The sequence below is a fragment of the Synechococcus sp. MIT S9509 genome (genome assembly GCF_047303035.1).
Taxonomy (GTDB): Bacteria; Cyanobacteriota; Cyanobacteriia; order PCC-6307; family Cyanobiaceae; genus Synechococcus_C.
The window spans coordinates 1,526,948-1,550,575 of the sequence record NZ_CP138940.1 but is presented as its reverse complement, the minus strand read 5'-3'; the positions used below and the strand labels follow the sequence as shown (position 1 = coordinate 1,550,575).

The window sequence follows — 23,628 nt, the reverse complement described above, 5'->3', positions numbered from 1 at the left end:
TTCACTGAGCTTTGCTCATGGTTTTCCCTGCTCAGATGGTTGTGGATCCCCATGCATTTTCGTGAGAAGACCAATTAATATGATTCCTACTGACGTGTTGCAGTGGGTAGTCTCTTTAGAGGTAGTTGGTAATGTTTTTTAATCACAAAAGCTTAAATCGAAATTTCTATAACAATATTGAGCGATCAAGTGCTTGATTATACTGCGAATTTTATTTGGAACAATTCAAGGAATCTGATCAGTCATTTCACTTCGCTTATGTGAAGCTTTTGGGTCGTATCCATGATTAATCGGTGTTTTTCTGTTTACTTCTTATTTATGAATGGTGTTGCTTTAGTGCAATGCTACCTTGCGATGAATTAAGAGCAGATCAGCAATATTCAGCTTTTCCATTTCTTCAATTAGCTGTTCATACGGTATTGAATAGTTTTTCAAGACAGGACGATGACGGTCAAGCATTGAGCATGAACACAAAAGTTAATAAATTGTAGCCCGACTGTGACGGTTTGTAAATGCTCAAATGATGCGCTGCTGGGGTGCGTCGTCTTTCTTCCTTTGTGTACCAGCAGAGCGCATGTTTGACAGTAACTAAGCGACTTATCTCCAATCACGGCCAATCAGTCGGAGTTCTGTTGTGATTGTCTTGAGGGAGTGTCTTCAAAGTTCCAAGGCTTGTCTTGTGCGATCACAGACCCCGTAAGTCAGGTGTGGACATATATCTTTTGGGTCTCTCTGTATTGCCAAAATCCAAAACACCATCATCCCCAGTCGTGCTTTGACACGACTGTTTTCAAATGATGCCTTGGAACGGTCATCATTGATTGGTTCAAGGAGAGACAGAATGAATTTTTATTGGTGGTCAATTCTTATCACAAGTGTGAAAAGCTCGATGTGTCCGATAGATGCTGCTGCAGCAGCATTTCTTTTGTACTTAGACAAAATGCTTGCATGCGTGAATCTGATGCAGGGAAAGCATCGCTCCTTGATAACTTTTAATCATTGGCACTGAGGTTGGCAAGCGTTGTGTTTTCTTTTGTGTTCCCAAATTTAAAATTGTTGGATGATTCTTGACATTCCAGCTTTTTTAACAGCATCATCATTCTCAATGTTCTACATCTATTAGCTCAGTTCCAGAGTTGAAGTGTCAATCCTCTTTATTCCAGTGGTTATCGCTCTTCACTGTCATGTGCAGGAACCAGATTTCTGATTGACGTGATCCCCCAACGCTCGGAGAGAACGGAAATGACACCATCTGCCGCTTGATTCAAGACATTCTCCAGTTGTTGATTGTGCTGTTCACTGGTTTCGCATCCAAATGCGCTGTCTTTTCTGAGATCTGCGTTGCTCACCCATTCCATACGTGCACGTTCTTCTTCGGTGCAATTTGCTCGGATCCACATCACAGCAAAAGCGATTAGCGATTCCCTCGCTGCGGCTGCACTTTTGTAAAGATCGGATTCCATCAATAATTGTCCTATCTCAATTGTTAAACCCAACTTAAGCCGTCTTTCAGCTTGGAATCTGATCAGATGATTCCAGGCTCTGTCGCATGGTCAATGCTGGGTTCAAGTGTCTTGCGGTGATTGCGTTGGTACGGGGTGCTTGATGGTATGAACTCTTGGACTGGACTGGACTGGACTGGTCTGGTCGTGTCTTGTCTGGTTAGGTGGCAGAATTACTAGTAGAGAGAAGTCGCGCAGGCAGCAGCCAGTGCAGCAGCAGCCTGATATTGACCATCAGTTGTCTATAGCCCAAATGGACGTATGCCTGAGAGACTGATAACGTCAATAATGAGCTGATTAGAATTTTTCCATGTTTTATCAATCAATTCCTTGCTTAGTTGTTTAGCCCGTGCTTTTTCCCAGAAGTTATTTGATGCGTGCCAAAAGCCGTCCATCAATGAGCCATGCATTATTCATAGCTTTGCTTTCATTGGTTGTCGAGGGTTGCAGCTATTCATCTAAGACGATGGCGATAAAAGCTTGTGGTGACTGGAAAGCTAGACAAAACAAAGTTATAATAAGCAGTTATCGTGATGAACAACCATTAACCCCTGTGGATCGGCGAAAGGAGTTAAAGCATATTTTACGTATGGCAGAAGCAGAAGATTTAAGTGCTTATAGAGATGCTGAACAATTTCGTGCCGAGACAATAGAATTTCATCAAGATTTTTATAAAGACTTGGAAAAGGAGGATACAGAGGGTCGTGAAATGATTGATCACAAGGTCACTGCTCGTTGGTGTAGTGATGACAAAGATTCCAAGCAAATTCTCGGCTTTGAAAATAAAGCAGTCATCAGCAAAGCCTGGCAGAACAAGCAAGGAGCAAAAGGAAAAGGAGATTTGGTTAAGCGTTTCAGGTATTGATTAATGCCAAACATCAATGGGTCTATGTGCCGAAATCAATACGTTGTTGATCTTTGATAAGCTGATTTATTTATCTCTCATGGTTTACTATTTTTGGCTTTGATTTGAATGGTCAAGATTGCAATTAAACAACCTACCATCAGTCCCGTCGTGTTAGCAATCAAGTCCACCCATTCTCCGTGCCGATTGACAAGAGGTTGTATGAGCTCAATCACCCCTCCATAAATTGCGAAAAATATAAGAATCTTCTGCCAACCTTTTGGTCTTCTCAGCGATGTTGGGTAAGCGAGAATGGCATAGGCAACAAGATGATGTGTTTTATCCGAACCAGGCATCTCGGGAAGTTCATTTAATGGAATTAATGAAAGAACTGTTATTCCACCAAGGGTTATTAAGCTGATGATCAGCCAGTGTTTTTCAGTGGTTCGTAGCACTAATTGCCTCCATTGTTGCTGGGATCTCAACTTATTGGTTTAAAGCCTTAGTCTCTGGCATTGCTTCAATTTGTTCAGAGGGACTTGTTTTCATTCCCTGAGCGATCGCAAGCAGTCCTGCAAGAATCCCGCCACTCAGAGCAATCATCAAAAATCTGTTGGTGGTCATGGCTGGATTCCGATCATTGAGCATAACCGGTTGTTGGTAGTCTTTACTGATCGTTCTGATCCTTATGAATCAGTTGTTCAATGAGCTTGCCCGAGTAGCAGGCCTTGCAATTTGTCTGCAGTTGTATGGCCTCGTCCACACACTTGCTGCAAACTATGGCACTGATGAAAACAAGGCCAAGAAGATTGAGAGAGATGGTTTTTTCTCAAGTCACACTTGGAAGGTTGCATTAGGCGGTGCTGTGTTCTTCTGGGTTTTGATATTCAACTGGGGCAAAACTTGTCTGAAAACCTAGCTGGTTGCTCAGGCCCTGCCTGGTGTAACCTCTTTGGAGGTATTTTTGTAAGTTTAACAGCATCAATAATTTTTCAAAAGATTATCCGATTGTCAAATGTTTTCTTAACGGCTTGTCACCGAGTGATCTAAAACGATTCGATTCTAAAAGTGCTCTTTATTTTTTTACCTGAGTTGATTGTCGTAAAAACATTAACGATTCACAATGCTATTCTTCTCTATTAACATCGGTGAAGTGCAGTCATGCCAGTTAGGTTTGTCAGTATTTTCTTTTGGTTCCTAGGAATAAGATGGTTAGCGCTTGTTCTTGGTCGGGGGATTTCCCTGAGCTGGCTCGTTGTGACTTCATAGTTCACCGATGCTGCCCCCGTTTTCCGTGGGGTTGGCCAGAATTGGTTCACTCCATTTATCCGAATGTCCTTTAACAACCCGCATCCAGATGACATTACGCAGCAGTTGCTGCGATCTGTGAGTTTCCTGCTGGTCCTCAGTGTTGCGGGAGTTATAGCTTTGCTTATGGTTAAACCGTCTTCCTACTGGCATGGAGCAACCGGGGAATCGAATCAAGCTCCATTGCCTTGTATTAAGGATCCATCGATGGAGATGTGATCACCGCCAGCTTCTCAGGTTGTTGGATCTCAAGCTCTGCAGGTTTTTCTTAGAACCCCACAGGTGAGAATTGGATTCACCGATAATTTTGTGTCTCTTATGGCCCTTTCAGTGGTGGCACCGATGGGATGAATTCAGTTCCGCTCACGGATTTGTTGTTAGGGTCCTGCACCTTCTATCACTGTCAAAGCTTTGCCACATCTGTACTCCTTTACCCATGGTGTTGATGAGGTTCTTGTCGTACAACAACCTTCTGTATTGTAATCAGAATCAACAGTAGTTGGAAACTGCCAATGAATGCTTCTCTTTGTTGGCAATGAGAGATTAAGATCATTAAGTCGTGCTTTTGCTTGAGTGACTCAATCCTTCTCTCAGTGCAAATAATGTCATGTGAAGTGTGTTTGCGAAGTCTTGATCCGCAAAATGATTCCTAGATCTTGTCCCGTAACTACCTCAGTTGTCAGGGCACCAACGTCTAGACAGTCTCTTCAAAACTGTAGCCGACTTCAGCACTCGGTTTCAATCTGGCAAATTCAATAAAGTGTCCATGCAGTTGTATCCATGAGGTAATTCACTCAGTTTGTACAGTTGCTGATTGTTTTATTCATTTTCCGTTCTCAGAGCGAAGCCGACACCACGGATGGTCTGAATGACCCGTTCTGCTTTAACCTTTTCAAGTTTTTTCCGTAGATAACGTACATAGACATCGACAACATTCTCGTCACCGAAGTAATCGTTTCCCCAGACGTTCTGAATCAGCTGAGACCGGCTGAGCGCTTGCCGTGGGTTGCGAATAAAGCACTCCAAAAGATCAAATTCTCTTACTGTCAGGTTCAGTTTCACTCCTGCATATTCGCAGGATCGTTCTGGTCCATTGAGATGCAGATCTCCAAAATTCAGCTGATCCGGACTTTTTGAGTTGCTTCGTCTCAGCAGTGCTTTGACTCTGGCCAGGACCTCTCGAATGTTGAACGGTTTGGCGATAAAGTCGTCTGCTCCGGCTTCCAAGGCAGCAATGCGATCATCCATTTCATCACGGGCCGTGATCATGATCACCGGTAGTTGATTACCTGTTTCCCTTAGCCTGCGGCACACATCCAGTCCTGTAATGATGGGCATATTCCAGTCAAGCAGTGCTATTGCCGGTGTCGATTCTCTGATTTCAGCCAATGCCTTGCCGCCATCGCTGCAGCCGATGGTTTTAAACCCCTCCGCCTGTAGTTCCATCTCGAGAAGCATCAAAATATTGGCCTCATCGTCGGCAATGAGAATTACATTGTCTTCCATTGATTTTTAAGCTTCTCTCATCGCTATTATGAATCCGTTGATGATGAAAAGTCTTTTTATTTAATAAAGAGATCGTCTTGGATCTTTTTGATGATGCTATTTTAAAATTAGCCAATAGATTGTCGGCGAATCCGTTTGGTAAAAACTTTACTTGCTTTTGTCTTTTTATGGTCTTGCTTGCTTGGTTGTAATCGCGGCAGGAATGTTGCTGGTAACAGCACTGTAGTTCCAGCGGCGTTATCGGCGGATGTTCGCATCACAGAAGAGCCTTATTATGCTCAAGACATAATGAATGAAAAAATGGATATTTTAATTGCTTACCTCGAGCAAAGTACGGGATTGAAAATAGATTATGTCCCCGCTATTAATTACGCTCACTCTCATGAACTTCTTCTGTCTGGAAAAGTTGACCTTTTATGGGCAGGTTCTTTAGGCGCATCGAAGGTATTGGATGCTAATGATAAAGCTCAGCCTATCGCCACTGAAGTGAAGTCTTTTATTAATGTTTTGCTTGTTGATCGTAAGCTCATCAAAAACGTTAAGAATACGCTTGCGAGTGAAAGGCCTCTGCAGGTTTTAAAGGGCAGGCACGTTGTTTTTGGCTCAAACTATTCAGGGTCTTCTTTCTTGACGCCACTCATAGAAATGAAAAATCAAGGTGTCGATATAAATGATTTAAAAGGTTGTATGCATGAACCAAAGCATGGTCATCGTGCGATGTTTATTGCTGATAACGATAAACAAGACTTTGCTTTTGTTCCTGGCTCAGAAGGCAATCCTCTCAAATTTGTTCCTGATCAAGCGCGATCAGAAGTTATGGTTGGCTGGGTCAGTGAAATAAAAAGAAATTACTTCATCATTGCTTCGCCTCAATCAATTTTGCATTCAAATAATATTCTGAAAATTCAAGACGCACTTCTTGCTTTAGATCAATCATCAAGTGCGCATGAGGAGATTCTCAACCAACTCGGTGTTACTGGGTTTGAGTTGCCAAATCCCGAGACGGATCTTGATAACCTTAATGAAATCACACGGTTTTCCGCTGTTTTGGGTGACGCGACACGTTGCAAAAAAAACGAAAAGGAATAGAAGGATAATTTTTGGCCATTTCCCTTTCCACTGGGTTTTCACCAGAAAATCACCAGAATCATCTTGACTTCAAAGTTTAATATGTCAATACAGCAGGGCTAGCAATGAATCCTTTTAATCGTGATCCTCGATCATCTCCACCCTCTAAACGACGCTGGTCAATTGCTCGTAGGTTTTTTATAACTTCATTTGTTTTGATCGTTGCTCAATCAGGGATTAGCCTGGCAATATCCGGGGCATTGTGGGAGAATTTTACTTCACGATTTTTAGGTTCAGTACTCTCCCGTCAGATTTTAAGTCCTCTGAATCTTGTTGATAATAAACTAGATTTGCTCTCCGCTCAAGAGGCTATGGAGTGTTGTACAAAAGACGATTATCGTAATTTCTTGGCCGGAATACACCTGGCTGATGGTAAAGCAGTGATGATTTCCGGCAGTGCAGGGCTTGTTGCTGGTAAGGGAGCTCAAGCGCTTTACGACTCCGCACGTTTACGTGAGTTTGCGCGTCTTGCTACCGAAAGCCAAAACCGTTTTGCCCTTGTTGATTTTCGCAGCGATGATGCAGTTGCAGTGAAGTCAGTGAACTTGTCTGGCGGATCAGAGACCGGTTCCCTTATTTATATCAGACCCATCTACAGCATGTCTTTGTTCAATGCACTCAGTAGAGCAAGGCTTATTTCAGAAATAGTGTTAATGCTCTCTCTGGTGGTTTTGCTCGCTGTTGCCCTTACTTATATTCTCAGGCCTCTCCGCTCAGTCCGTTCCCGGATATCCAAGGTGCAACTCAACAATCTTGATACTGCACTTATTCCCTTGGATGGACAACCTCTTGAACTTCAGCCGATTTTAATGGAGTTCAATCGTATGGTTTCACGTTTAGAGATTTCTGCTCAGAATCAAAAACAATTTGCTTCCACAATATCGCATGAATTCAGAACTCCGCTTACTGTAATTTCAGGCTTTATTCAGTCTGTTCTGAATCGAGCCGATAATCTTGATGTCAATTATCGAGAGTCTTTGTTGATTGCTGACAAGGAAGCTTTCAGACTTAACCGAATGCTGAGTGACCTTCTGGACCTGAGCCGCGCGGATAATAATCAACTCAAAGTTTTGCGTGAACCTTTTGATTGTCTTCTGAGCTGTCATGAGGCCATACGGCTCACACAATTTGCCTTTCCAGATAATCGCATCATATTCAGCGACGCTTCTCATGTGGATCCCCTCATGGCTATTGGTGACTCTGACTGTCTAGTCAAATGTTTAGAAAATTTGATTGGGAATGCAGTGAAGTATTCTGAAAAATCGAGCACCATTAATCTTCATATTAATGGTGATGATCGTTGTATTTATTTCAATGTTCAGGATCATGGGCAGGGAATTCCCCTGGATCAATGTGATCTTATTTTCGAACGTTTCCAGCGTGCTGAAGGTGTTTCTTTACGCAGAGGTGACAGCAGTTCAGGGTTGGGGCTTTCCATTGTCAAAATGTTGATGGAAAGTATGGGTGGTAGCGTGGGGGTGCAATCAGAAGTCGGTGTAGGCAGTTGTTTCACCCTCACTCTGCAGCGCTCTGATGTCTAGTCGGTTGTGCACTAATCTGTCTCCTTCCTGCAAAATAGATGAAATGATAAATGCTTAACCAGCTTAATACTGGATTCATTCCTGTTGCCACTTTTTCTTAATTCTTATTCTGGTTTGATCTTTATCCTTGCAGCTTCGCATATCCACGTCGACTGTCTTTTTGTCTGATCTGTTTTATTGAATACCTATGACTCAACGCCGTGTAACAGTTGTTTGGTGCTTTTTTATAGCAGCTACGTCTTGCCATGATCCATCACTTAGTGCGGCTCGTTGAATGCGATTGCTGATCGATCCATGCTGGATTCGTAGCGCGTTCATGGAATGTTGGCTAATCCCGGGCTAGGCGTTGTTGGTTTCCAATGATTCTGGTTATGGCGTCCACCGGTATGTTTGGCCGCCCTGTTGTGGAAGGCTTAGCCAATCGCGGCATGCCAGTCAGGGCGACAGGGCGTTCTGAGGCGGCGTTGACCTCATTGAACGCACCCGGGGCTGAATGTGTGGTCGCCGACATGGATGACCCATCCACATTGGCCAAATTGATGAGCGGTGTTGACAAGGTCTTGATCAACGCGCCCATGGATGACAGAAAAGAACAACGAGAGTGCAATGTCATCGAGGCGATGATCCGTTCGGGCTCAGAAGCAACGATTGTGCTTTTGACCGGAGGTGTACAGCATGATGACGCCCTTGGTCAGGCTGGTAAAGCGACGGAACGATTCATGCGGTCCTCGGGGATTCCTTGGACCATTGTTGGTCCCCAGACCGTAATGGAAACCAATTTCAAACCATTCCGGGAATTGATTCAATCCGAAAGCATGTTGATCTCATGTGTTGGGTCGGCGAAGGTTGGTTTTGTTGCATTGGACGACGTGACCGATGCCTTCGTCTCGGTTTTGTCATCTTCAACTGATGATCATGTTGGCTGTGAATACGTGATTACCGGACCTGAAGCGGTGTCTTTCAATGATGTTGCATGTGCCGCCTCCGATGCTCTGAACCGGTGCATTACCTACCAAGACATGCCAAGGGATGCATTTCGCGCCTTGATGATTTCAGAGGCTGGTTATTCGGAGGCTGTCGTGGATATTGAAGTGATGTGTCATCTTGATGCTTTCCGTGCAGGTAAGGCTGCCAGAGTTACTTCGGACTTCAAAAAATTGACTGGAAAGGATTCAAAATCAATCTGTCAATGGTGGATCGAGAATTCTGCTTTCTTTCTTGGTGCCCCTTGAGTGTCTCATGAATTCTGTTCGCATTCATGTCTACTTTTTTTCGGCTGAACTGCATTGTCGGATTTGATTGATCCTGTTTTTACATCTGTCGTTGTTTGCTTTCAACGGTTTACTTGCTTTCAGCTCTTCAATGACAGTTTCGCTATATCTGTTATGAGGTTGAGATTTGCCTCTGCTTCTTATTCTGATGTTGGTTGAATCGCTGATTTGATGACATTTGTTTTGGCCATGTTTAACGTTGTTTTGTTGGTTGCCGTTTCATTGCTTGATCACTAGTGTTGCAGCATTCCCATGTCACGAAATTCATTTCATAATTTAGTTAACGGTTCCTTTTCAACAGATCATGCGCATTGCTATCAGCGGATCTCATTCCCTTGGTAAAAGCACACTTGTCTGGGATTGGGTCAGGACACATTCGCACTACACCCGTGAAGAGGAGCCGTTTCGGGCACTTGATGGGCAGATGTATGACATCCGATTTCGTCAGGAAAGTAACCGCTTACACAATGGAATCCAGATGTATTACAACGCCAGTCGTATCAATCTTTATTCATCGGCCAGAGACTGTGTGATTTTCGACCGTGCTCCGGTGGACTATCTGGCTTATTCGCAATATACCGCCGATAAGAAAACAACGGATATCGATGATCCATTTGTATCTGCCATGGTTCCACGAGTCAGGGAAACTTTACAGAGGCTTGATCTTGTGGCTTTTGTGCCAATGACTGATCGTTGGCCGGTGGATATGGAGGATGACGGTATCAGACCTGTTGATCTTCCTTACCGTGCCGAAGTCGATGCGATTTTCAAACAGATTTACCGCGACAAGCGCTTTTCTGTCATGCCGGATACCAATCAACCAACATTGATTGAAGTCTGGGGCTCACGTGAGCAGCGGATCAATCAACTTGAACAGGCCATCAAGTCATGCATCCGCTGATCGCGTCTGCAATCTCGAATGGTGCTGCTGCGGATCTTTATTCCTCACTGATTCCTGACCCACCAATGAGCAGTCAATGGCTGAATGAGATCAGAACGCGCTGGGGTAATCCCAATCACCCCAGTCTCGATTGTTTCCCTGAAGTGACGATCCACTCCATTGATTTGCCATCGCTTGAAAGGCTCAATGTGGTGAATGTAAGCCTGTTGGTTCCATCCAATTCAACAGAGGATGTTGTTGTTTATCTGCACGGCGGAGGTTGGATTGCGCCTATGGCAGGAAAGCACCTCGGATGGGCGAAAGCACTGGCGTTCAACAGCAGGCGTTCGGTTTATGCTGTTCATTACAGGTTGGCACCTGAGAATCCCTTCCCAGCAGCAATATTTGACTGTCTGGGTGTGCTCGAAGAGGTGTTTAAGCGTCATTCAGGCAATGTTTGCATTGTTGGCGATTCTGCTGGTGCCAACCTTGCGGCTGCCTGTGATCAATGGAGACGCAGGCGGGAAGAGCGTCGAACCGACAAGATTCTGCTCATCTGTGGTGTTCTCGATCTAGAGCTCGAAGCACATCGGTCCATGATTGATTTAGGCATTGGGCACCCTTACAACGGGTTGGAACTGCTTGCTCTCCAGAGAGCGCTCTATGCCCCTGATCGTTCCTACTGGACCAATGCTTTGGCCAGCCCGGCGCATGGTTCATTCAATGACCTGCCACCCACACTGGTTATCGTGGGTGAACATGACCCTCTCAGGGATGACGGTCTTGATTACGCCCGCAAGGCCAGAAGTGAAGGGGCTGATATCAAGACACACGTCGGCAAGGGGATGCCACATTGGTTCGTGATGCAGCAACACTTGGTACCCGAAGCCTCTGCAGAGGCTGAGAAGCAAATACTGGCTTTCCTGGCTGGATAAACCATTCACAAACACCCGATGGCTCGATGATTCAGTTTTCGAAATTTTCATAGCGTCTGTCATTGGTCAGTCTGACCCACAGTCTCCTGTACCTCGATTCAGCGTATTTTTGATGGTTCGTGGACATGATCTGTGCATCGACCGAATTGTTTCTCTCGGGTCTATCGAAATCAACTGGTCTTGCCTAATTCCGGTCTGCATTTGCCCCTGCTTCTTATTCTCAGGACAATGGTTCTAAATGTTCGGATCACCACCAGCGAAATGATTCTGTGGAGGTTGTAGACCGAATGAGTTGTTAAGGCGAATGTGGAAATGACTGAAGCTCTGCTGTTGTGTGACTGTTCTCTCTGTAAGTGCAGTGTTGAAGAATCCCGTTCAATCAGGCTCGGCGGGCAGCATTTCTGTTTTGAGGCTTGTGCCAAGGGCCACCCCAGCTTGGAGCCTTGTCACGGTGCGCAGGATGGCTGTCACTGCGGGACTGGAGAGTTGGCACACTTATTTGCCGCCAACCATTAGCTCTGTCTCAACGCGTGGTGGCTACCGGAACAACTGAGATCTGCTTTTCGTGTTCTTTCAAAGAAATGGTCCTGAAAGCGCATTTTCCAGCATGTCTGAGCCGTTTCCAACGAATCGTGGTGCTGCAAAGACTGATCTGGTTCTACCTGAAGTCACCATGGCTTCAACAAAGCCTCAGGCACGACCAGGGATCGACTGCGCGCAGAGTCACGAGGAGTTGCGCCAATTTGAACTCGCTGATCACCTGCTGGGTCAGAGCAGGGGTGCTCACCAGAAGTAATTTCTTCCAGGTAGGCGTCATCCTGAAGGGTGTGTGATGGTGCGGAGTTGATGTCTCTGTTTGAAGAGCAGTGGCAGACCTACAGAACTGTCCTCGAACACGATTCGATGGAGCACAGAGCGATCGCAGAGGCCACCGCTGCCATGCTCGGGGCTTGGTTCGATCAACGTGGGGATCAGTCTCCAAGCGTTGCTCTGGTGGATTTGGGCTGTGGGGATCTGGCCCGCCTCTCGCCTTTGTTCCGATCATTGCCGCTGAGTTCTTTCACAGGAGTTGACCTTGCTGCCTCCGTGCTCGCTCTCGCTGAACGTCAGATGGGCCATGTCCGGTTTCCCTGCCACTGGGTTTGTGGAAATCTGCTCCAATGGGCAGAGGAGGATGTCTGCAGATCGGTGGATCTGATTCACTCGGCCTTCGCCATTCATCACCTCAGTGACTCTGAAAAAGTTCGTTTTCTGAACGGGGCCCGTCGGCGTATTGCCCACGATGGGCTGCTGGTTTGGACGGACGTGTTCCAGGAGGAGCATGAGTCGCGAGCTCGTTATCTGGAGCGCTACGTCGCGCGGGTTCTTCAGTGGCCAGGTCTCACGGGCGTGCAGCGTGATGCCGTTATTGATCATCTGCAGCGTTGTGACTGGCCGGCACGATGTGGGTGGGTTGAGTCCGTTGCATCAGACAGTGGCTGGTCGTTGACCTGGGGTTGGCGCGGGCAGCACCAGGCAGAAGCCCTTGCCCTGCTTAGGCCATGCATTTGAAAAAAGCTCTGGAGGGCTGCCACTCCGTCACGGCACAGAAGCGTCAGAAAGGGGCTTTTTGTTGTGGCGCTACTGATTGCCATCCCTCGAAGTGGTGCTGATTCACTCAGATGGGTGATGACAATGGTCCCCAGACTGTCCTATAGAGAAATGAGATACGAGGATTGTTGATGGTCAACACAACCCCTACCTGTGCATGCGAGCCCTGTGGATGCACCGTTTCACCTCAGACAGCTGTTGAAAAGGATGGCAAGTTGTTCTGTTCACAACCCTGTGCTGATGGCCATGCAGGGGGAGAACAGTGTTGCACCAGTTGTGAGTGCTGTTGATGGCTGATTTAGGCAGGACATCAAAAAGCCCTGCTTTATAGAGCAGGGCTTTTTGATGTCTTGTCTGTCTCTCATCAGCACTGGCTTCCATGGGCGTCATCACCATCCAGTAACAGGTTCATCCAGTGTGTGAATCTCCCGCTGGTCCGAACATCCACCCTTTGCTACAGATTTCTGACAGTCAACCTGCGATGGATGCCCCTCCAATCTCTGTCTGGCTGTTTCATCCTGTTCTGAGAGTTAAGACGGCCTCAATCTGTGTTCTTTGCTATGTGGTTGGTAGAACATTAGTCAATCAGCAAATGAATCGTTTTGCCATCGGACTTTTGGCGTTGGGCACCTTAAGCGGATCAACATCGTTTGCTCACAACTATGAAGGTGGTATTACCGCCGATCCAATCACGATTCAGAATCAATCCACTGATGTTCTCGGTAATCCCTTCGATTATGCTGAGGGAACACCCAGTGTCAAACCTCTGAATGTCACCCTGGGGCCAGGAGAGGAGACCAACTGGCATCAACATAATGTGCCTTTGTGGGTGTATGTGACAGAAGGATCATTTGTTGTTGATTATGGATCCAAAGGGGAAAAAACATTCAGCAAAGGGCATGAGCTATCTAGAGCCAATGAATTGGTGTCATAAGGGCATTAATGGCACTAAACAATCGAAGGCAATCATTGTTTATATGGGTCAGGTTGGCATCGAAGATCACACTGACTGCAAGCGCCAGTAGGTCAGCTTCAAATGTAATAAATTAGCTTGATTGGACTTCTGAGCCAGATCTATGCACTCATGGTCCCAGAACCGGGGCCATGGCCAATTCCAACGCCAAATGTGGATGGGGTGAAGCAATCGGGCAGTAGTTTGTGGAACACTTTTGCGCCGGGTATTTTTTGGATGGATGGCAACTCAATCGGTTATGTAGCTGCGGCTCTCACCACATCGAGCTTCTTTCCGCAGGCAATCAAAACGCTGCGTACGGATGACACACGCTCCATTTCCCTGTCGATGTACAGCCTGTTCACGAGCGGGATCGCTATCTGGGGAGTGTTTGGTCTGGTCACAGGCAATGGGCCGTTGATTCTTGCCAATGGCATCACTCTGATTCCTGCATCGTTTGTGCTGCAGAAAAAGATCCGCCATCGCCTGCTCAGAGGTGAGCATTAACACTCCACCATCTGGATTGGGTCAGCCCGCACAATCAACAGGAGGAGGGCAATCGACCGGTCAGCTGGCAATCGAAGATATACCGATTTTGATGTAGATATTGGATTGCTCGATGGGTTGAGTCGCGTCTGTCTGCGGGAGTTGGTCCATTGTTGAGAAGGCCGGTCATCCTTTCCGCGTAGTGACGATGTGCCCTTTCCGTTGCCATGCTTAATGGGTGTCAAATACTTTGAGCGATGTCGGCACTGAGCTTTCAGGACGTAGTTCGAATGCAAATTCCTGGTGTTGATGCGTTTGATACAGACGATCTCGATCAATTGATCCAAATTCTTTCCATGGAGTACTCAATCAACACACAGGATGAGTTGATGAGAAGGTTTGTTTGCGTAAAGCAATTGATCTGGACTGATGATGACAACACGCAGATTGATGGCTGCGAATCATTTGAGTTCAATGAGCTGCTGATCTACATCAAAGATATTGATATTTCCTGATCAATTATAATTCGATTCTAATTTAGTTCTTGTGGAAAGGTAGGAAGAGCCGGTCTGGCCTCATTAGCAAGTCAAGCGACGAATTACCGCTTGACTTGCTAATGAGGCCCTCAAGCAAAACTAATTTTTCTTGACTGAAGAAATGTTTGGCTTAGCTGTCTCTGGTTGTTGAGTCGTTTGACTCAACATCAACGTCTAATGTGTCTACGTCTACGTCGACATCTTTTTTGCTCAACTCGCAGTCATCAAACTCATAACCTTCGAGTTCGCCTGATGAACTCTTTGCTGCTTGATAGATTTGACATGTAGCTAAGTCTACGCCAGATGATTTGGCTTTTTCGACAATATTGGCAGGAATCGAATCAAGATCCACTTCCTCCTCGATTTTTACGATTGAACCTGAATCCTTCTCAATATCCACTTCAACTGTTTTTTCTCCATTTGAATAAACAATCTCAGCAATGGCAGGTGTGCCTGAGATGTGCACTTCGCCACTAGGCTCGTACCCTGAGAAACCATTTTCTTCTAATGCTTTTTTTGCAGAATCATAAACATTTGATGATAGCCCTGTGTTCGTTGGAGTTTTTCCAGTCGATTGCGAGCATGAAACACTCAAGCCACTTGCGGCGCAAATCACGATCGCCAGAGCAATTCGCTGAGGATTGATCATCTAAGTTGGAATGAACTATCAGAAAGGTAGGTGAAATAATGACGAAATAAGCATTGTTTGGTTTTGCTTAAGCCGTGGCTGTTAAAACTTTGCGAAAATACTTCATGTAAGTTGGTTAAATATTGTTGAATGATTTGCACGTCTTTTTTCAAGGATTGGACTTCTCTGTAGAAATGGCATGATTGTTCATCTTCTCGCGGTCTTGATGGCTGTTTGTCTTCCTGTTTGGTTGGCTGTCCTGTTGGTATGACAAACAAATGATCCCCGCTGACTTAATGCGGATCTATAAAATCACATTCTCTAAAACTGCGACAACTCCGAACGACGTTTCAATCAGCGTGTTGTTTCCATTGATTCTTGTGGAAAAAGTATCTAAATTGTTGAGGTCTAGAGAGTCGACTGCAGGATTAAAGTCTTTAATCGTCATCAACCCTTGATCAGATGGCTTGAAGACATCTGCGCCAAGATCGCCATAGAAGTTCCCATTTGCCCCAGGATTATTGATAAGTAAATCATTGTCTTTGCCTCCTCTAAGGACGCCTGATGGTGAAGCATCGTTAATGATCGTGTCATCACCTTTATTGCCATTGATGGAGGTAAATTTCCCTGAAAAGTTGGTGATCAGATCGGCATCGGCACCACCTAATATTGTTTCTGCCTCTCCGTCTTGAATGTTGATGATGTCGCTCCCAAGATTTCCGTTGATGTTCTCGAATGTTCCACCTCTTAAGTTGATGGTATCGGAGTCTTGACCACCCAGGACAATTCCCTTTCCACCCAAAAGGTTGATGAGATCATTGCCTTTGTTTCCGTTGATGTTAATAAATTCTCCTTCAATATATTGAATGGTGTCATCATCGGATCCGGCTAGCAAGTTGCCGCTGCCACCCTGAATTTCAATGAAATCTTGACCAGCATTGGTGTTCACGTCATTCAGCAGCCCGCTGTTGAGGAATAAAGTATCGTTCCCGTCAAAAAGTCTGGCGATCAATGAGCCGCCATTATCGGATCCATTGATGATATCGTTTCCGCTCAGCAGGCTTAAACCAAGAGCTCTCAAGGCGGTCTCATCATCTATCAAGGAAATAACATCTTCGATATTGACCTGAATGTCTTTGATTTCAAGGTTCCAATAACTGTCGTCTGTTTTTAGCTGCACTCGTGTAACTGTCCCGCTGATTTCGCCGTTGAGTGTTGGGATAAACAGGCCAGATGCGCTAATACTTGTGGGGATGTAAACACCATTGTCATTAATATCTAATTCAATATCAACGTTGACTTCGAAGGGTGAGATACTTGTGATCCTTGCGTTTTTGGACCTTGGCGGATCGGAAATGATTTTGCCAAGGTTGAGAATGCCATATCCAATAATGTTGACAATGGCCATGTGAAATTTTGATTTCAGTCTCATCCATTGAAACACCGTTTCGCGGGGTTTCAACAGGGGTCTGTCTGTGAATCCATGTTATTGGTGAAAGGGTTTGCATCTTGATTCCTTGATAGTTCTTTTTTCTAGTTCAACAGTCTTGGCTGCTTGAAGTGTTTAGCTGGTCATTGGCAAGATTTGCAAAGGTTTGGTGAGAATTCATTGATGTGGATGCTCCTTGGACGTGGTTTTCCGTGAAGACAGCTCTTGTCTATATGTTGACTGCGTCTGTGTTTTTTGCCCTGTCTGGTGTCGCTGTGCACGGCCTTGGGTCCGGAGGGTGGGATATTGCGCTTCTTTCGAGAGCACTCTTTGGTCTTCCGTTTGCAATATTCATATTTTTGTCAGGACCAAAAGCTGAATGCCATTGGAACAGTTTTGCCATCCTTTTGCGAAGCACGTTGGCTGTAATATTTTTGGCAATGCTTTATTTTATCCTGGAATTTTATTCGCCTGGAGAGGCTTTCACGCTCGCCAGCATGAGACCCCTATGGGTGGCTGGACTGAGTATGGCTTTTGGTCTTGGCAGCGTTCGTTTTGTTTTTTGGCCACTTTCACTCATTGGAATCGTTGGAATTGCCTTGATGGAAGGTTCTCGTATCAGTGCTGGTCTTGGATTCGTGATGCTTGCTTTGATCATTGGATTCCTGGGTGGTTTGTCGACATTGGCAATCGATTATTGCCGAGGCCAGTCGGCAAGTTTTATGACTCTTCATCTCACGATGACGATGTTGATTATTGCTGTTGTGAGTGTTGTGATTAATGGTCACGTTGAGGACATTCCGGTCTTGATGCAGAGTAAACGTGATTTATTTTTGTATTCTGTTGTCGGACTTGGCGGAACTGTTTATCAGATCTTTTCAGTTTTAACGGTGAAGCGTGTCGGCTCAATTACTGGTTCTGTTATTGCGCTGATGTCTGCGTTGTTTGCATGGATGCTGGGCCACCTGATATGAAATGTGCCATCTAATGCTCTGAGTGTTTTAGGTATTCTCCTTGCGCTCTCACCCTGTGTCTATATGGTTTTAGGTGGTTCTCTTACACGTAAAACGTCTTGATAGTGATGATTTTCAGGCATTGATGATTTCGTTACTTCTCACGTGACCCGAGTTTCAGTGTTGTTGATCCTCCGCGGTGATCTAAGCCAGCAACTGTTGACGCGTAATCAATAATCGATTTTTTTGTGAGTTAGTTTCCTGACGGTCTCATGACCAGGCGGAGCCGAACAAACCTCATATCCCTCATCAAGAGGCTCTCCCGAGCACTTCGTCTCCTTTTCTCGTTCATCTTCTTCGTGCCAGTTTTCTTCGCGCGATGGCCAGGGTGGGTGTGTCGAGCGACTGCTTCAAAGGCGACAGCTCTCTCTCAGTCCAGCATCGGACGCTAGCTCTCTCTCAGTCCAGCATCGGACGCTGCAGCCGGTAGCCGAGGCTCTTGAGTCTGTCGTTACGGATGCGCCGTCCGTTCCCGGAGACTGGCGCGAGACCGCCGCTCCAGCGCACAGGGTCGAGTTGTTGGCTCTTCAGGCTGCGCTCCACAAGATCGCGCACGCGGATTGGTTCGTCGTTCACCACATTCACAACGCCGCTCCAAGCACCACCCATGGCAGCGATCACGGCACCTGCTGCGTCATGCACGTGGATCCAGTTGCTGAATGAACGTTCGTCTCCAGTGCGCTCTTCACCGGCGAGCCCTTTGAGCCGATCATCCAGCTCACGTCCTGGCCCATACAGGGCGGTAAGTCTGAGGATGCACACTCGCCGTTTGCCGTCTTCCATGTCGGAGAGCAGACCTTCGCTCTCCAGCAAGACCGCACCATGCTCAGTTCCGGCAGCAGGAGCTGTTGATTCATCAACCCAGTCACCGTTGGCGTCGCCATACACCGAACAGCTGCCTGTGTAGATGATCTGGCGCAGGTGGGGTAGCTCAGTTAACAGGGATCTCAGGCAGCGGAAGCTATCAACGAATGTCTGGCGATAGCCATCAGCATTCACTTGACGATTACCTCTGGGGGCAAGACAGAACAACGCCGTGTGGGTTTGTTGTAATGCCGCCAGCAGTTGTGCAGGGTACGTGGCTTCACAGAGCAACAGCTGATCGGCGAGTTCGGTCAGCTCTGCATGCCGTTCGGTCACGGTGGTGGTCAAGGTCAGTGGGAGTGTCGGTCGGCGCGGTTGCAGCTGACGTGCGACGACCTCGCCGAGGTATCCGCAACCAACGCTTGTCAGCCCCATAGTCTGATCGAGGATGGTCATGAATTTAGTGAGTCTGGTCGTGTGGAAGCTGATGTAGACCCGCGGCCATGGACACAGTTTCGGCATCCAGATGATGCTTAACAATCAATATTGTTCAGCCAACATTGTTCGGCGGTCAGCCAGTTGTGCGCAGGATGCTGCGGCATAACGCCATTTAGTCAATTGTATCGGTATAAATTCAGATACTGCTGACTGCAATCTCTCAGCAGTAGATCCACTCTTTTAAACTTGATTAGACGGGTGAATTCTGCTTGAATCAATGACTTTCATCTTGCATGCTCGATTCAATCATTGAATCTGATTCGAGGTCATATTTTTGCTGGCCGTAAAGTCCCAAATCAGCACTTCATCATGTTGACTTGGTTTTATCTATACCTGACCAACCAGACTCAATCGTGCAGTGATTTGCTGTTGATGCATTGTCCATACCAGGCGTCAGGATCAACTCCATTTGATGGATAGATAGTTATCGAGAACAGTCGCTCATCCCCACGAATCTGAATTTCGTAGTCCTTCTTCAACCTGCCATTTCTGAACTTGGAAGTCAGTGTTTTCCCATAGATTTTGATATCAATTGGCTCCTTCCCAGCAGATAACTGTTCAGTATCGATATCCACCTCTGTAAGGGTTGACGCATTAAGATCCAATTTGTATTGAACACGCACTGGATGGTTCATTGGGAAGCCTGTTGCTGCACCAGAACCCTGTGTTCTTTTGCCATTGCATTCGAAGTAAAAGACATTTGATCGATGATTCTCCTCCTGTCCCTTCAGAGGTAGTGGCGCGATGGTTACAGCAGAGGCCAGTAATCCAATGGAGAATCGGCGAAGCATGGATCAGGCGTCAGTTCGTGCATGATGCCGGGTCTTGCCTGGTTGCGCCCGTTGCGGCAGCAGCCCTTTTCGTTGATGGCCAGGACTAGTGAATTGGTTTTATGCGTGTGTCGATTGGCCACGGGGGTCTCAGCTCACCTGAAACAGAGAGGCCGGTCTTCCAAGATGTTGCTTTAGAGATGACGGTGATCGTCAGACAGGACTTTCTGACTTGAAGGAAATACGGCAAGGTCTGGTGGATAGGTCAGATCATTCACTGCGATGTCCAACCCGTGAACTTGGCAATTCTTCAGTTTATTTTTTTGATAATTGAATCTTTTGCAGAACTATCATTCTTGCTGGCCTCGAGATAGACAAGCTAAATATCACCATTTGATTTAATTCTTCCAACCGTGTATCTATCCTCGTCGGAGATATAGATTGAACCCTTTTCTCCGGTCGCACCATTGATTAATTCCTTTTGCCCATCTGGAAGCCAGGAGCCCCTTTTATAGTCAGTAAAGGCATTGCCTTTTGCGTCTGTAATCTCAAATTTCATCTCCTTGGTAACAGGCTTCCCCATTTCAAATCCATTTTGTTGACCACTCCACTTACCAATCAACTTGCTGGCATCAGTGTACTCACCATGCCATTGTCCTGCACAGCCTGAAGCTAAAAGAGTGAAGGATGACACCAGTGCAATACGTTTAAAAAACCTTTTGATCATCAGCGGAAGAACCTTCGATGTCCAACTGTAGGAACAGCCAGGGTATTCAGAACCTCTCCAGATCGCTGATGTTCATTGCGGGGTGATCAGGTGGGTCAATCCTGATCTGGTGACTCATACCCTGACGAGGCAGACGGTCCTATAAAAAACCATTTCAAGCGGGGTCTGAGAACACAATTGTGTCAGTGAGTTTTCAGACTCCGTAGAACCCTTGCGTGTTGCTCATGACTTGAGAGGAAGCATCACCTGAGACCATGGCCAGTAGCTGGTCAATGTTGAGGTTAGTGCCGACGTAGACCGCTTCCAGGAAGCCATTCGCAAAGATGCCAAGACCGGATTGGCCGTGAGCTGATGCCTGATCAATGGTGATCTGGTTGGTATCTACACCCAGGATTTTGATCTGATCAAAAGCATCCAGCTCAGTGATGATGTCGGCCTTTTCGCCATTGGGATTGTTGCCGGATTTTCCATACCAATAGTTTTCAAGAAACTGATCGGACTTAATCACAAGTAAGTCCTGTTCGCCGTCGTTGTTCTCAAGATAGGTGTTCCAGCCGAAGTCACCCCATAGCTCGTCGCTGCCGGTTCCACCGGTAATCGCATCACGACCGTTGCCGCCGCGGACGCTGTCATTTCCAGCGCCTGCATTAATGACATCCCATCCTGATAGGCCGAAAATCCTGTTTGCACCATCACCCCCCGTCAGCAATGAGCTCGTGATCTCCACTTCTTGTGAAGCGGGTAATACATCCGCAATGAAATCGAGAGGAGTGCCTGTGATTTCTGGCAGGTTGCTGATGACGGTTGCATTGACTGGTAGCTCACGGCTCCAGCCAGGGACATCGACAAAGAATGTTTTGATGGCTGTTTCAATGATTTCAGCGACGGCAGCAGTTACAGCAGGTTCTGTTGAGATAACTGTTGAATAAAATTTTGATGATGCATCGGGCACAATATCTGAGTAAGCCTCAGAAATCGATTTTACTGCGCTATTGAAGCCGGATATGATCTTGAACATAGTATCTATTCTGATATTTTTAGACAAACGTCTATCAACTTTAGGGTCATGACCGCCCGTGTCAAGGGGGCTTGCCCCGTGTATTTGTTTTTTATGTTCCATTCCGCCTTTGTATCCTGGTGCATATCTCGGGTCATACCATTGATAGTTTTAAAAAACTTCTCCCGACTCCTAAGTCAACATCCGGACTTGTTCTTCTGACAGATGTAGGGGCTGAGTAGTAACTCATGTATATGAAAAAGTAGAAATCCACTATTGCTGAGACGGCCCAATCCAGCATCTCTTAAGCGGGTGATCTCATGCTCTCGCTTCCTTTTGGTTATCCGAAAATGAGGTCCCAGTGTCAGGTCATCATTTGGTCAGCTTCTCTTTCGCTGAGCAGCGTCACCGTGTTCAACGTTTGAAGGGGCATTGCTTGGATGCAAATGCTTGAAGTATTCCCCGTTGCAATCAAAAACCCCGCTCGTGGCCGGGTCTGATTGGTATGAGTTGTTTTGTGGGCAGGAGGTGATCTCTCCGATGTATCCCCCATCGCTGAACTGAACAGAATTCACCTCACCTGTTCAGTCCATTTTCTAGGCACTTGGTTCATCCGTCTGGGTCAAAGACTGAGGCCCCAGAAGCTTGATGCCTATGGAATCTGTCCATGAGTCTGAAGCTCTTCAGTAAAACCAAAGGCCAGTGTGCTGGTTAGGCGGTCAGGAAATAGGATGCCATCTAAGTGATCATTTTCATGCTGAATCACTCGTGCATGAAATCCATGCAATTCTTCCTGATGGGAAGCCCCATTTTGATTTTGATATTGCAGATGAATGCATTTGTACCGCTCCACCTCACCGCGCAATCCAGGAACGCTTAGACATCCCTCCCAGCCAGCTATCGATTCTTGACCAATCGATTTGATCACAGGGTTGATCAGTACACGCTCGGGTACTGGTGGAGCATCGGGATAACGAGGGTTATGCACCATCCCAACCACAAAAATCCTCCATGGCTCATGGATCTGCGGTGCCGCTAGCCCTGCGCCAGAACATGCCGATTTGGTATCAAATAGATCGTCGATCAGCATCTGTAAGCGTCGACTGCCAAACCAATCATCAGGGATCTCAGCCGCACGTTGACGTAATGACGGATGACCTATGCGCAGAACACTTCGAACACTCATCGACCAATCATGCCGCTAAAGATCTTGTTCTCGTTCCGGTGTCAGCTCAGAGCAACCACCAACCAAGAAGAATGCCGATGATGAGACCTTTGACCCAAACCAGTGCTGCCATCTGATAATTCGATAAGCCCAACCTTTTTTGAATCCAATTGAACGCCTGCTCATCAGCGAAGAAAACAGCACGGATGGGACGAATTAGCCAATCCATTACATAGAGATGTTTCTGCCATAGAGGTTGCTGTATTGACATCGCTTAATCAAGTCGTTTTGGCGGCGAGCAAACTGGTCAAGGGCATCCACCCAGGTCGATCCGCTGATTGGCTGGTGGTTTTCAATGAAAGGAGTTGGTGCTGTTGAACCCTGTGATTCAGCTTGATTTCGAGGCTGAGTATGGACGCAAATACCGCATCTCAATTCAACACTCCATACCAGGTCATGCAACTCTTCTTGAGATCGGTGCAGCTGCAATTGGTGATGCGGCTCCTGCAGCCAGGCGAATTCTTGTCGTAGGGCCTGGGCCGGGAGATGAGCTGCCCCAGCTGCTAGATGCCTGTCCGGAGGCTGAATTTGTTGTGCTTGAGCCAAGTGCCCAGATGTTGCAGACCATTCTTGACACCTTGAGAGGCCACAGTGGTTTTGAACGCTGTCAGTGGGTGCCAAAGACCCTGGAAGAAGCCTTTAGCTCGGGTCTGCTGCATGGGGATTTTGATGGCGTCATCAGCCATAACGTTCTGCATCTGATGGCTGCAGATCAGCAGGATCTAATGATCCAGAAACTTGTAGAGCAGTTACTCCCCGGAGGCGTGCTGCTCATCAGCAGTTACAGCGAAGCTGGGGAACCTGAGATCTGCGACACGATCTTCAGCATCGCTTCAAGACGACTCCTCGACCGTGGACTGCCCGCTGAGATGGTGGATAGATTTCTCACTGCAAGGAACACTGCTGTTTTCTCTCTGGATGCAGCACGGTTCGAAACCATTCTCCTGGGCCTGAATTGCCAGGCTCCAATCCAGCTTTATCAGGGCCTGTTTGCACGGTTGTGGATCACTAGGCGGATCTGATTTTGATGATCTTGTGGAGATCTCTAGTGCCGCTGA

The 23,628-nt window shown here is 46.6% G+C and carries 29 protein-coding genes; 17 read left to right on the top strand and 12 right to left on the bottom strand.

Annotated features, from left to right (window positions below; genetic code table 11):
- Nucleotides 1-1,166 precede the first annotated feature (1,166 nt).
- Nucleotides 1,167-1,463, bottom strand: a complete 297-nt coding sequence (locus tag SIB73_RS09065; RefSeq protein WP_413405764.1) for a hypothetical protein — start codon at nt 1,461-1,463, stop codon at nt 1,167-1,169.
- Between the two features lie 412 nt (nt 1,464-1,875).
- On the opposite strand from SIB73_RS09065, the gene SIB73_RS09060 reads away from it, so the two are divergent.
- Complete coding sequence (locus SIB73_RS09060; RefSeq protein WP_413405766.1) at nt 1,876-2,367, top strand: hypothetical protein; 492 nt, start codon at nt 1,876-1,878, stop codon at nt 2,365-2,367.
- Between the two features lie 77 nt (nt 2,368-2,444).
- Here SIB73_RS09060 and SIB73_RS09055 read toward each other — a convergent pair whose 3' ends face one another.
- Both SIB73_RS09055 and SIB73_RS09050 read right to left on the bottom strand, forming a co-directional pair.
- Entirely contained in the window at nt 2,445-2,801 is a 357-nt protein-coding gene (locus SIB73_RS09055; RefSeq protein WP_413405768.1) for a VanZ family protein, read from the bottom strand.
- Between the two features lie 31 nt (nt 2,802-2,832).
- A complete protein-coding gene (locus SIB73_RS09050; protein ID WP_413405770.1) occupies nt 2,833-2,970 on the bottom strand; it encodes a hypothetical protein in 138 nt (45 codons plus the stop codon).
- Nucleotides 2,971-3,034: 64 nt separating this feature from the next.
- Between SIB73_RS09050 and SIB73_RS09045 the strand changes: the two genes are divergently transcribed.
- On the top strand, nt 3,035-3,265 hold the full coding sequence (locus tag SIB73_RS09045) for a hypothetical protein (protein WP_413405772.1): 231 nt from the start codon (nt 3,035-3,037) through the stop codon (nt 3,263-3,265).
- A 1,208-nt stretch (nt 3,266-4,473) separates the two neighbouring features.
- On the opposite strand, the gene SIB73_RS09040 is transcribed toward SIB73_RS09045, so the two are convergent.
- A complete protein-coding gene (locus tag SIB73_RS09040) occupies nt 4,474-5,160 on the bottom strand; it encodes a response regulator transcription factor (RefSeq protein WP_413405773.1) in 687 nt (228 codons plus the stop codon).
- Nucleotides 5,161-5,295: 135 nt separating this feature from the next.
- On the opposite strand from SIB73_RS09040, the gene SIB73_RS09035 reads away from it, so the two are divergent.
- The 12 genes from SIB73_RS09035 (at nt 5,296) to SIB73_RS08980 (ending at nt 14,458) form a co-directional block, all read left to right on the top strand.
- The gene (locus SIB73_RS09035; RefSeq protein ID WP_413405775.1) at nt 5,296-6,249 is read left to right on the top strand and encodes a PhnD/SsuA/transferrin family substrate-binding protein; all 954 of its coding nucleotides are present in this window, start codon (nt 5,296-5,298) and stop codon (nt 6,247-6,249) included.
- A 104-nt stretch (nt 6,250-6,353) separates the two neighbouring features.
- Nucleotides 6,354-7,829 carry a sensor histidine kinase gene (locus SIB73_RS09030; protein WP_413439580.1) on the top strand — a complete coding sequence of 492 codons (1,476 nt, stop codon included), beginning with the start codon at nt 6,354-6,356 and terminating at the stop codon, nt 7,827-7,829.
- 371 nt (nt 7,830-8,200) lie between these two features.
- Complete coding sequence (locus SIB73_RS09025) at nt 8,201-9,061, top strand: NAD(P)H-binding protein (RefSeq protein ID WP_413405780.1); 861 nt, start codon at nt 8,201-8,203, stop codon at nt 9,059-9,061.
- A gap of 343 nt (nt 9,062-9,404) precedes the next feature.
- Nucleotides 9,405-10,001: an AAA family ATPase gene (locus SIB73_RS09020; RefSeq protein WP_413405782.1), complete on the top strand. Its 597-nt coding sequence runs from the start codon at nt 9,405-9,407 to the stop codon at nt 9,999-10,001.
- Nucleotides 9,989-10,915 carry an alpha/beta hydrolase gene (locus tag SIB73_RS09015; protein WP_413405784.1) on the top strand — a complete coding sequence of 309 codons (927 nt, stop codon included), beginning with the start codon at nt 9,989-9,991 and terminating at the stop codon, nt 10,913-10,915. The genes SIB73_RS09020 and SIB73_RS09015 overlap by 13 nt, the downstream gene beginning before the upstream one ends.
- 312 nt (nt 10,916-11,227) lie before the next feature.
- Nucleotides 11,228-11,431, top strand: coding sequence for a conjugal transfer protein TrbI (locus tag SIB73_RS09010; protein WP_413405785.1), 204 nt, complete (start codon nt 11,228-11,230; stop codon nt 11,429-11,431).
- A gap of 157 nt (nt 11,432-11,588) precedes the next feature.
- The gene (locus tag SIB73_RS09005) at nt 11,589-11,711 is read left to right on the top strand and encodes a hypothetical protein (RefSeq protein ID WP_413439579.1); all 123 of its coding nucleotides are present in this window, start codon (nt 11,589-11,591) and stop codon (nt 11,709-11,711) included.
- A 50-nt stretch (nt 11,712-11,761) separates the two neighbouring features.
- The gene (locus tag SIB73_RS09000) at nt 11,762-12,466 is read left to right on the top strand and encodes a class I SAM-dependent methyltransferase (protein ID WP_413405789.1); all 705 of its coding nucleotides are present in this window, start codon (nt 11,762-11,764) and stop codon (nt 12,464-12,466) included.
- 170 nt (nt 12,467-12,636) lie between these two features.
- Nucleotides 12,637-12,795 carry a metallothionein gene (locus SIB73_RS08995; protein WP_413405791.1) on the top strand — a complete coding sequence of 53 codons (159 nt, stop codon included), beginning with the start codon at nt 12,637-12,639 and terminating at the stop codon, nt 12,793-12,795.
- 191 nt (nt 12,796-12,986) lie between these two features.
- Complete coding sequence (locus SIB73_RS08990; protein ID WP_413405793.1) at nt 12,987-13,439, top strand: hypothetical protein; 453 nt, start codon at nt 12,987-12,989, stop codon at nt 13,437-13,439.
- Nucleotides 13,440-13,694: 255 nt separating this feature from the next.
- Nucleotides 13,695-13,964, top strand: coding sequence for a SemiSWEET transporter (locus SIB73_RS08985; protein ID WP_413405795.1), 270 nt, complete (start codon nt 13,695-13,697; stop codon nt 13,962-13,964).
- 236 nt (nt 13,965-14,200) lie between these two features.
- A complete protein-coding gene (locus SIB73_RS08980) occupies nt 14,201-14,458 on the top strand; it encodes a hypothetical protein (RefSeq protein WP_413405797.1) in 258 nt (85 codons plus the stop codon).
- Nucleotides 14,459-14,609: 151 nt separating this feature from the next.
- On the opposite strand, the gene SIB73_RS08975 is transcribed toward SIB73_RS08980, so the two are convergent.
- Both SIB73_RS08975 and SIB73_RS08970 read right to left on the bottom strand, forming a co-directional pair.
- Nucleotides 14,610-15,128, bottom strand: a complete 519-nt coding sequence (locus SIB73_RS08975; protein ID WP_413405799.1) for a hypothetical protein — start codon at nt 15,126-15,128, stop codon at nt 14,610-14,612.
- A gap of 283 nt (nt 15,129-15,411) precedes the next feature.
- Entirely contained in the window at nt 15,412-16,515 is a 1,104-nt protein-coding gene (locus tag SIB73_RS08970) for a calcium-binding protein (RefSeq protein ID WP_413439578.1), read from the bottom strand.
- A 233-nt stretch (nt 16,516-16,748) separates the two neighbouring features.
- Here SIB73_RS08970 and SIB73_RS08965 point away from each other — a divergent pair, with 233 nt between their 5' ends.
- Nucleotides 16,749-17,510: a hypothetical protein gene (locus SIB73_RS08965; protein WP_413439577.1), complete on the top strand. Its 762-nt coding sequence runs from the start codon at nt 16,749-16,751 to the stop codon at nt 17,508-17,510.
- Nucleotides 17,511-17,948: 438 nt separating this feature from the next.
- Here the strand turns inward: SIB73_RS08965 and SIB73_RS08960 are convergent, their stop codons facing one another.
- The 3 genes from SIB73_RS08960 to SIB73_RS08950 form a co-directional block, all read right to left on the bottom strand.
- Nucleotides 17,949-18,875, bottom strand: a complete 927-nt coding sequence (locus tag SIB73_RS08960) for an NAD-dependent epimerase/dehydratase family protein (RefSeq protein WP_413439576.1) — start codon at nt 18,873-18,875, stop codon at nt 17,949-17,951.
- Between the two features lie 323 nt (nt 18,876-19,198).
- Nucleotides 19,199-19,642, bottom strand: a complete 444-nt coding sequence (locus SIB73_RS08955) for a hypothetical protein (protein WP_413405806.1) — start codon at nt 19,640-19,642, stop codon at nt 19,199-19,201.
- Between the two features lie 358 nt (nt 19,643-20,000).
- Nucleotides 20,001-20,315 (bottom strand): hypothetical protein, encoded by a 315-nt coding sequence (locus SIB73_RS08950; RefSeq protein ID WP_413439575.1) that lies wholly within the window; start codon nt 20,313-20,315, stop codon nt 20,001-20,003.
- Between the two features lie 94 nt (nt 20,316-20,409).
- Between SIB73_RS08950 and SIB73_RS08945 the strand changes: the two genes are divergently transcribed.
- Entirely contained in the window at nt 20,410-20,493 is an 84-nt protein-coding gene (locus SIB73_RS08945; protein ID WP_413406310.1) for a hypothetical protein, read from the top strand.
- Nucleotides 20,494-20,541: 48 nt separating this feature from the next.
- Here the strand turns inward: SIB73_RS08945 and SIB73_RS08940 are convergent, their stop codons facing one another.
- From SIB73_RS08940 to SIB73_RS08930, 3 genes are all read right to left on the bottom strand, one after another.
- Nucleotides 20,542-21,468, bottom strand: a complete 927-nt coding sequence (locus tag SIB73_RS08940; protein ID WP_413405810.1) for a hypothetical protein — start codon at nt 21,466-21,468, stop codon at nt 20,542-20,544.
- 529 nt (nt 21,469-21,997) lie between these two features.
- On the bottom strand, nt 21,998-22,531 hold the full coding sequence (def, locus tag SIB73_RS08935; RefSeq protein WP_413405811.1) for a peptide deformylase: 534 nt from the start codon (nt 22,529-22,531) through the stop codon (nt 21,998-22,000).
- A 46-nt stretch (nt 22,532-22,577) separates the two neighbouring features.
- A complete protein-coding gene (locus tag SIB73_RS08930; protein WP_413439574.1) occupies nt 22,578-22,781 on the bottom strand; it encodes a hypothetical protein in 204 nt (67 codons plus the stop codon).
- 97 nt (nt 22,782-22,878) lie between these two features.
- On the opposite strand from SIB73_RS08930, the gene SIB73_RS08925 reads away from it, so the two are divergent.
- Nucleotides 22,879-23,592 (top strand): class I SAM-dependent methyltransferase, encoded by a 714-nt coding sequence (locus SIB73_RS08925; protein ID WP_413405815.1) that lies wholly within the window; start codon nt 22,879-22,881, stop codon nt 23,590-23,592.
- Nucleotides 23,593-23,628 lie beyond the last annotated feature (36 nt).

Coding starts and splice junctions, on each gene's coding strand:
- SIB73_RS09065 (WP_413405764.1), bottom strand. CDS start 1,463: ATGGAATCCGATCTTTACAAAAGTGCAGCCGCAGCGAGGGAATCGCTA.
- SIB73_RS09060 (WP_413405766.1), top strand. CDS start 1,876: ATGCGTGCCAAAAGCCGTCCATCAATGAGCCATGCATTATTCATAGCT.
- SIB73_RS09050 (WP_413405770.1), bottom strand. CDS start 2,970: ATGACCACCAACAGATTTTTGATGATTGCTCTGAGTGGCGGGATTCTT.
- SIB73_RS09045 (WP_413405772.1), top strand. CDS start 3,035: ATGAATCAGTTGTTCAATGAGCTTGCCCGAGTAGCAGGCCTTGCAATT.
- SIB73_RS09040 (WP_413405773.1), bottom strand. CDS start 5,160: ATGGAAGACAATGTAATTCTCATTGCCGACGATGAGGCCAATATTTTG.
- SIB73_RS09030 (WP_413439580.1), top strand. CDS start 6,354: ATGAATCCTTTTAATCGTGATCCTCGATCATCTCCACCCTCTAAACGA.
- SIB73_RS09025 (WP_413405780.1), top strand. CDS start 8,201: ATGGCGTCCACCGGTATGTTTGGCCGCCCTGTTGTGGAAGGCTTAGCC.
- SIB73_RS09020 (WP_413405782.1), top strand. CDS start 9,405: ATGCGCATTGCTATCAGCGGATCTCATTCCCTTGGTAAAAGCACACTT.
- SIB73_RS09015 (WP_413405784.1), top strand. CDS start 9,989: ATGCATCCGCTGATCGCGTCTGCAATCTCGAATGGTGCTGCTGCGGAT.
- SIB73_RS09010 (WP_413405785.1), top strand. CDS start 11,228: ATGACTGAAGCTCTGCTGTTGTGTGACTGTTCTCTCTGTAAGTGCAGT.
- SIB73_RS09005 (WP_413439579.1), top strand. CDS start 11,589: ATGGCTTCAACAAAGCCTCAGGCACGACCAGGGATCGACTGCGCGCAG.
- SIB73_RS09000 (WP_413405789.1), top strand. CDS start 11,762: ATGTCTCTGTTTGAAGAGCAGTGGCAGACCTACAGAACTGTCCTCGAA.
- SIB73_RS08995 (WP_413405791.1), top strand. CDS start 12,637: ATGGTCAACACAACCCCTACCTGTGCATGCGAGCCCTGTGGATGCACC.
- SIB73_RS08990 (WP_413405793.1), top strand. CDS start 12,987: ATGGATGCCCCTCCAATCTCTGTCTGGCTGTTTCATCCTGTTCTGAGA.
- SIB73_RS08985 (WP_413405795.1), top strand. CDS start 13,695: ATGGATGGCAACTCAATCGGTTATGTAGCTGCGGCTCTCACCACATCG.
- SIB73_RS08980 (WP_413405797.1), top strand. CDS start 14,201: ATGTCGGCACTGAGCTTTCAGGACGTAGTTCGAATGCAAATTCCTGGT.
- SIB73_RS08975 (WP_413405799.1), bottom strand. CDS start 15,128: ATGATCAATCCTCAGCGAATTGCTCTGGCGATCGTGATTTGCGCCGCA.
- SIB73_RS08970 (WP_413439578.1), bottom strand. CDS start 16,515: ATGGCCATTGTCAACATTATTGGATATGGCATTCTCAACCTTGGCAAA.
- SIB73_RS08960 (WP_413439576.1), bottom strand. CDS start 18,875: ATGCCGAAACTGTGTCCATGGCCGCGGGTCTACATCAGCTTCCACACG.
- SIB73_RS08955 (WP_413405806.1), bottom strand. CDS start 19,642: ATGCTTCGCCGATTCTCCATTGGATTACTGGCCTCTGCTGTAACCATC.
- SIB73_RS08940 (WP_413405810.1), bottom strand. CDS start 21,468: ATGGAACATAAAAAACAAATACACGGGGCAAGCCCCCTTGACACGGGC.
- def (WP_413405811.1), bottom strand. CDS start 22,531: ATGAGTGTTCGAAGTGTTCTGCGCATAGGTCATCCGTCATTACGTCAA.
- SIB73_RS08930 (WP_413439574.1), bottom strand. CDS start 22,781: ATGTCAATACAGCAACCTCTATGGCAGAAACATCTCTATGTAATGGAT.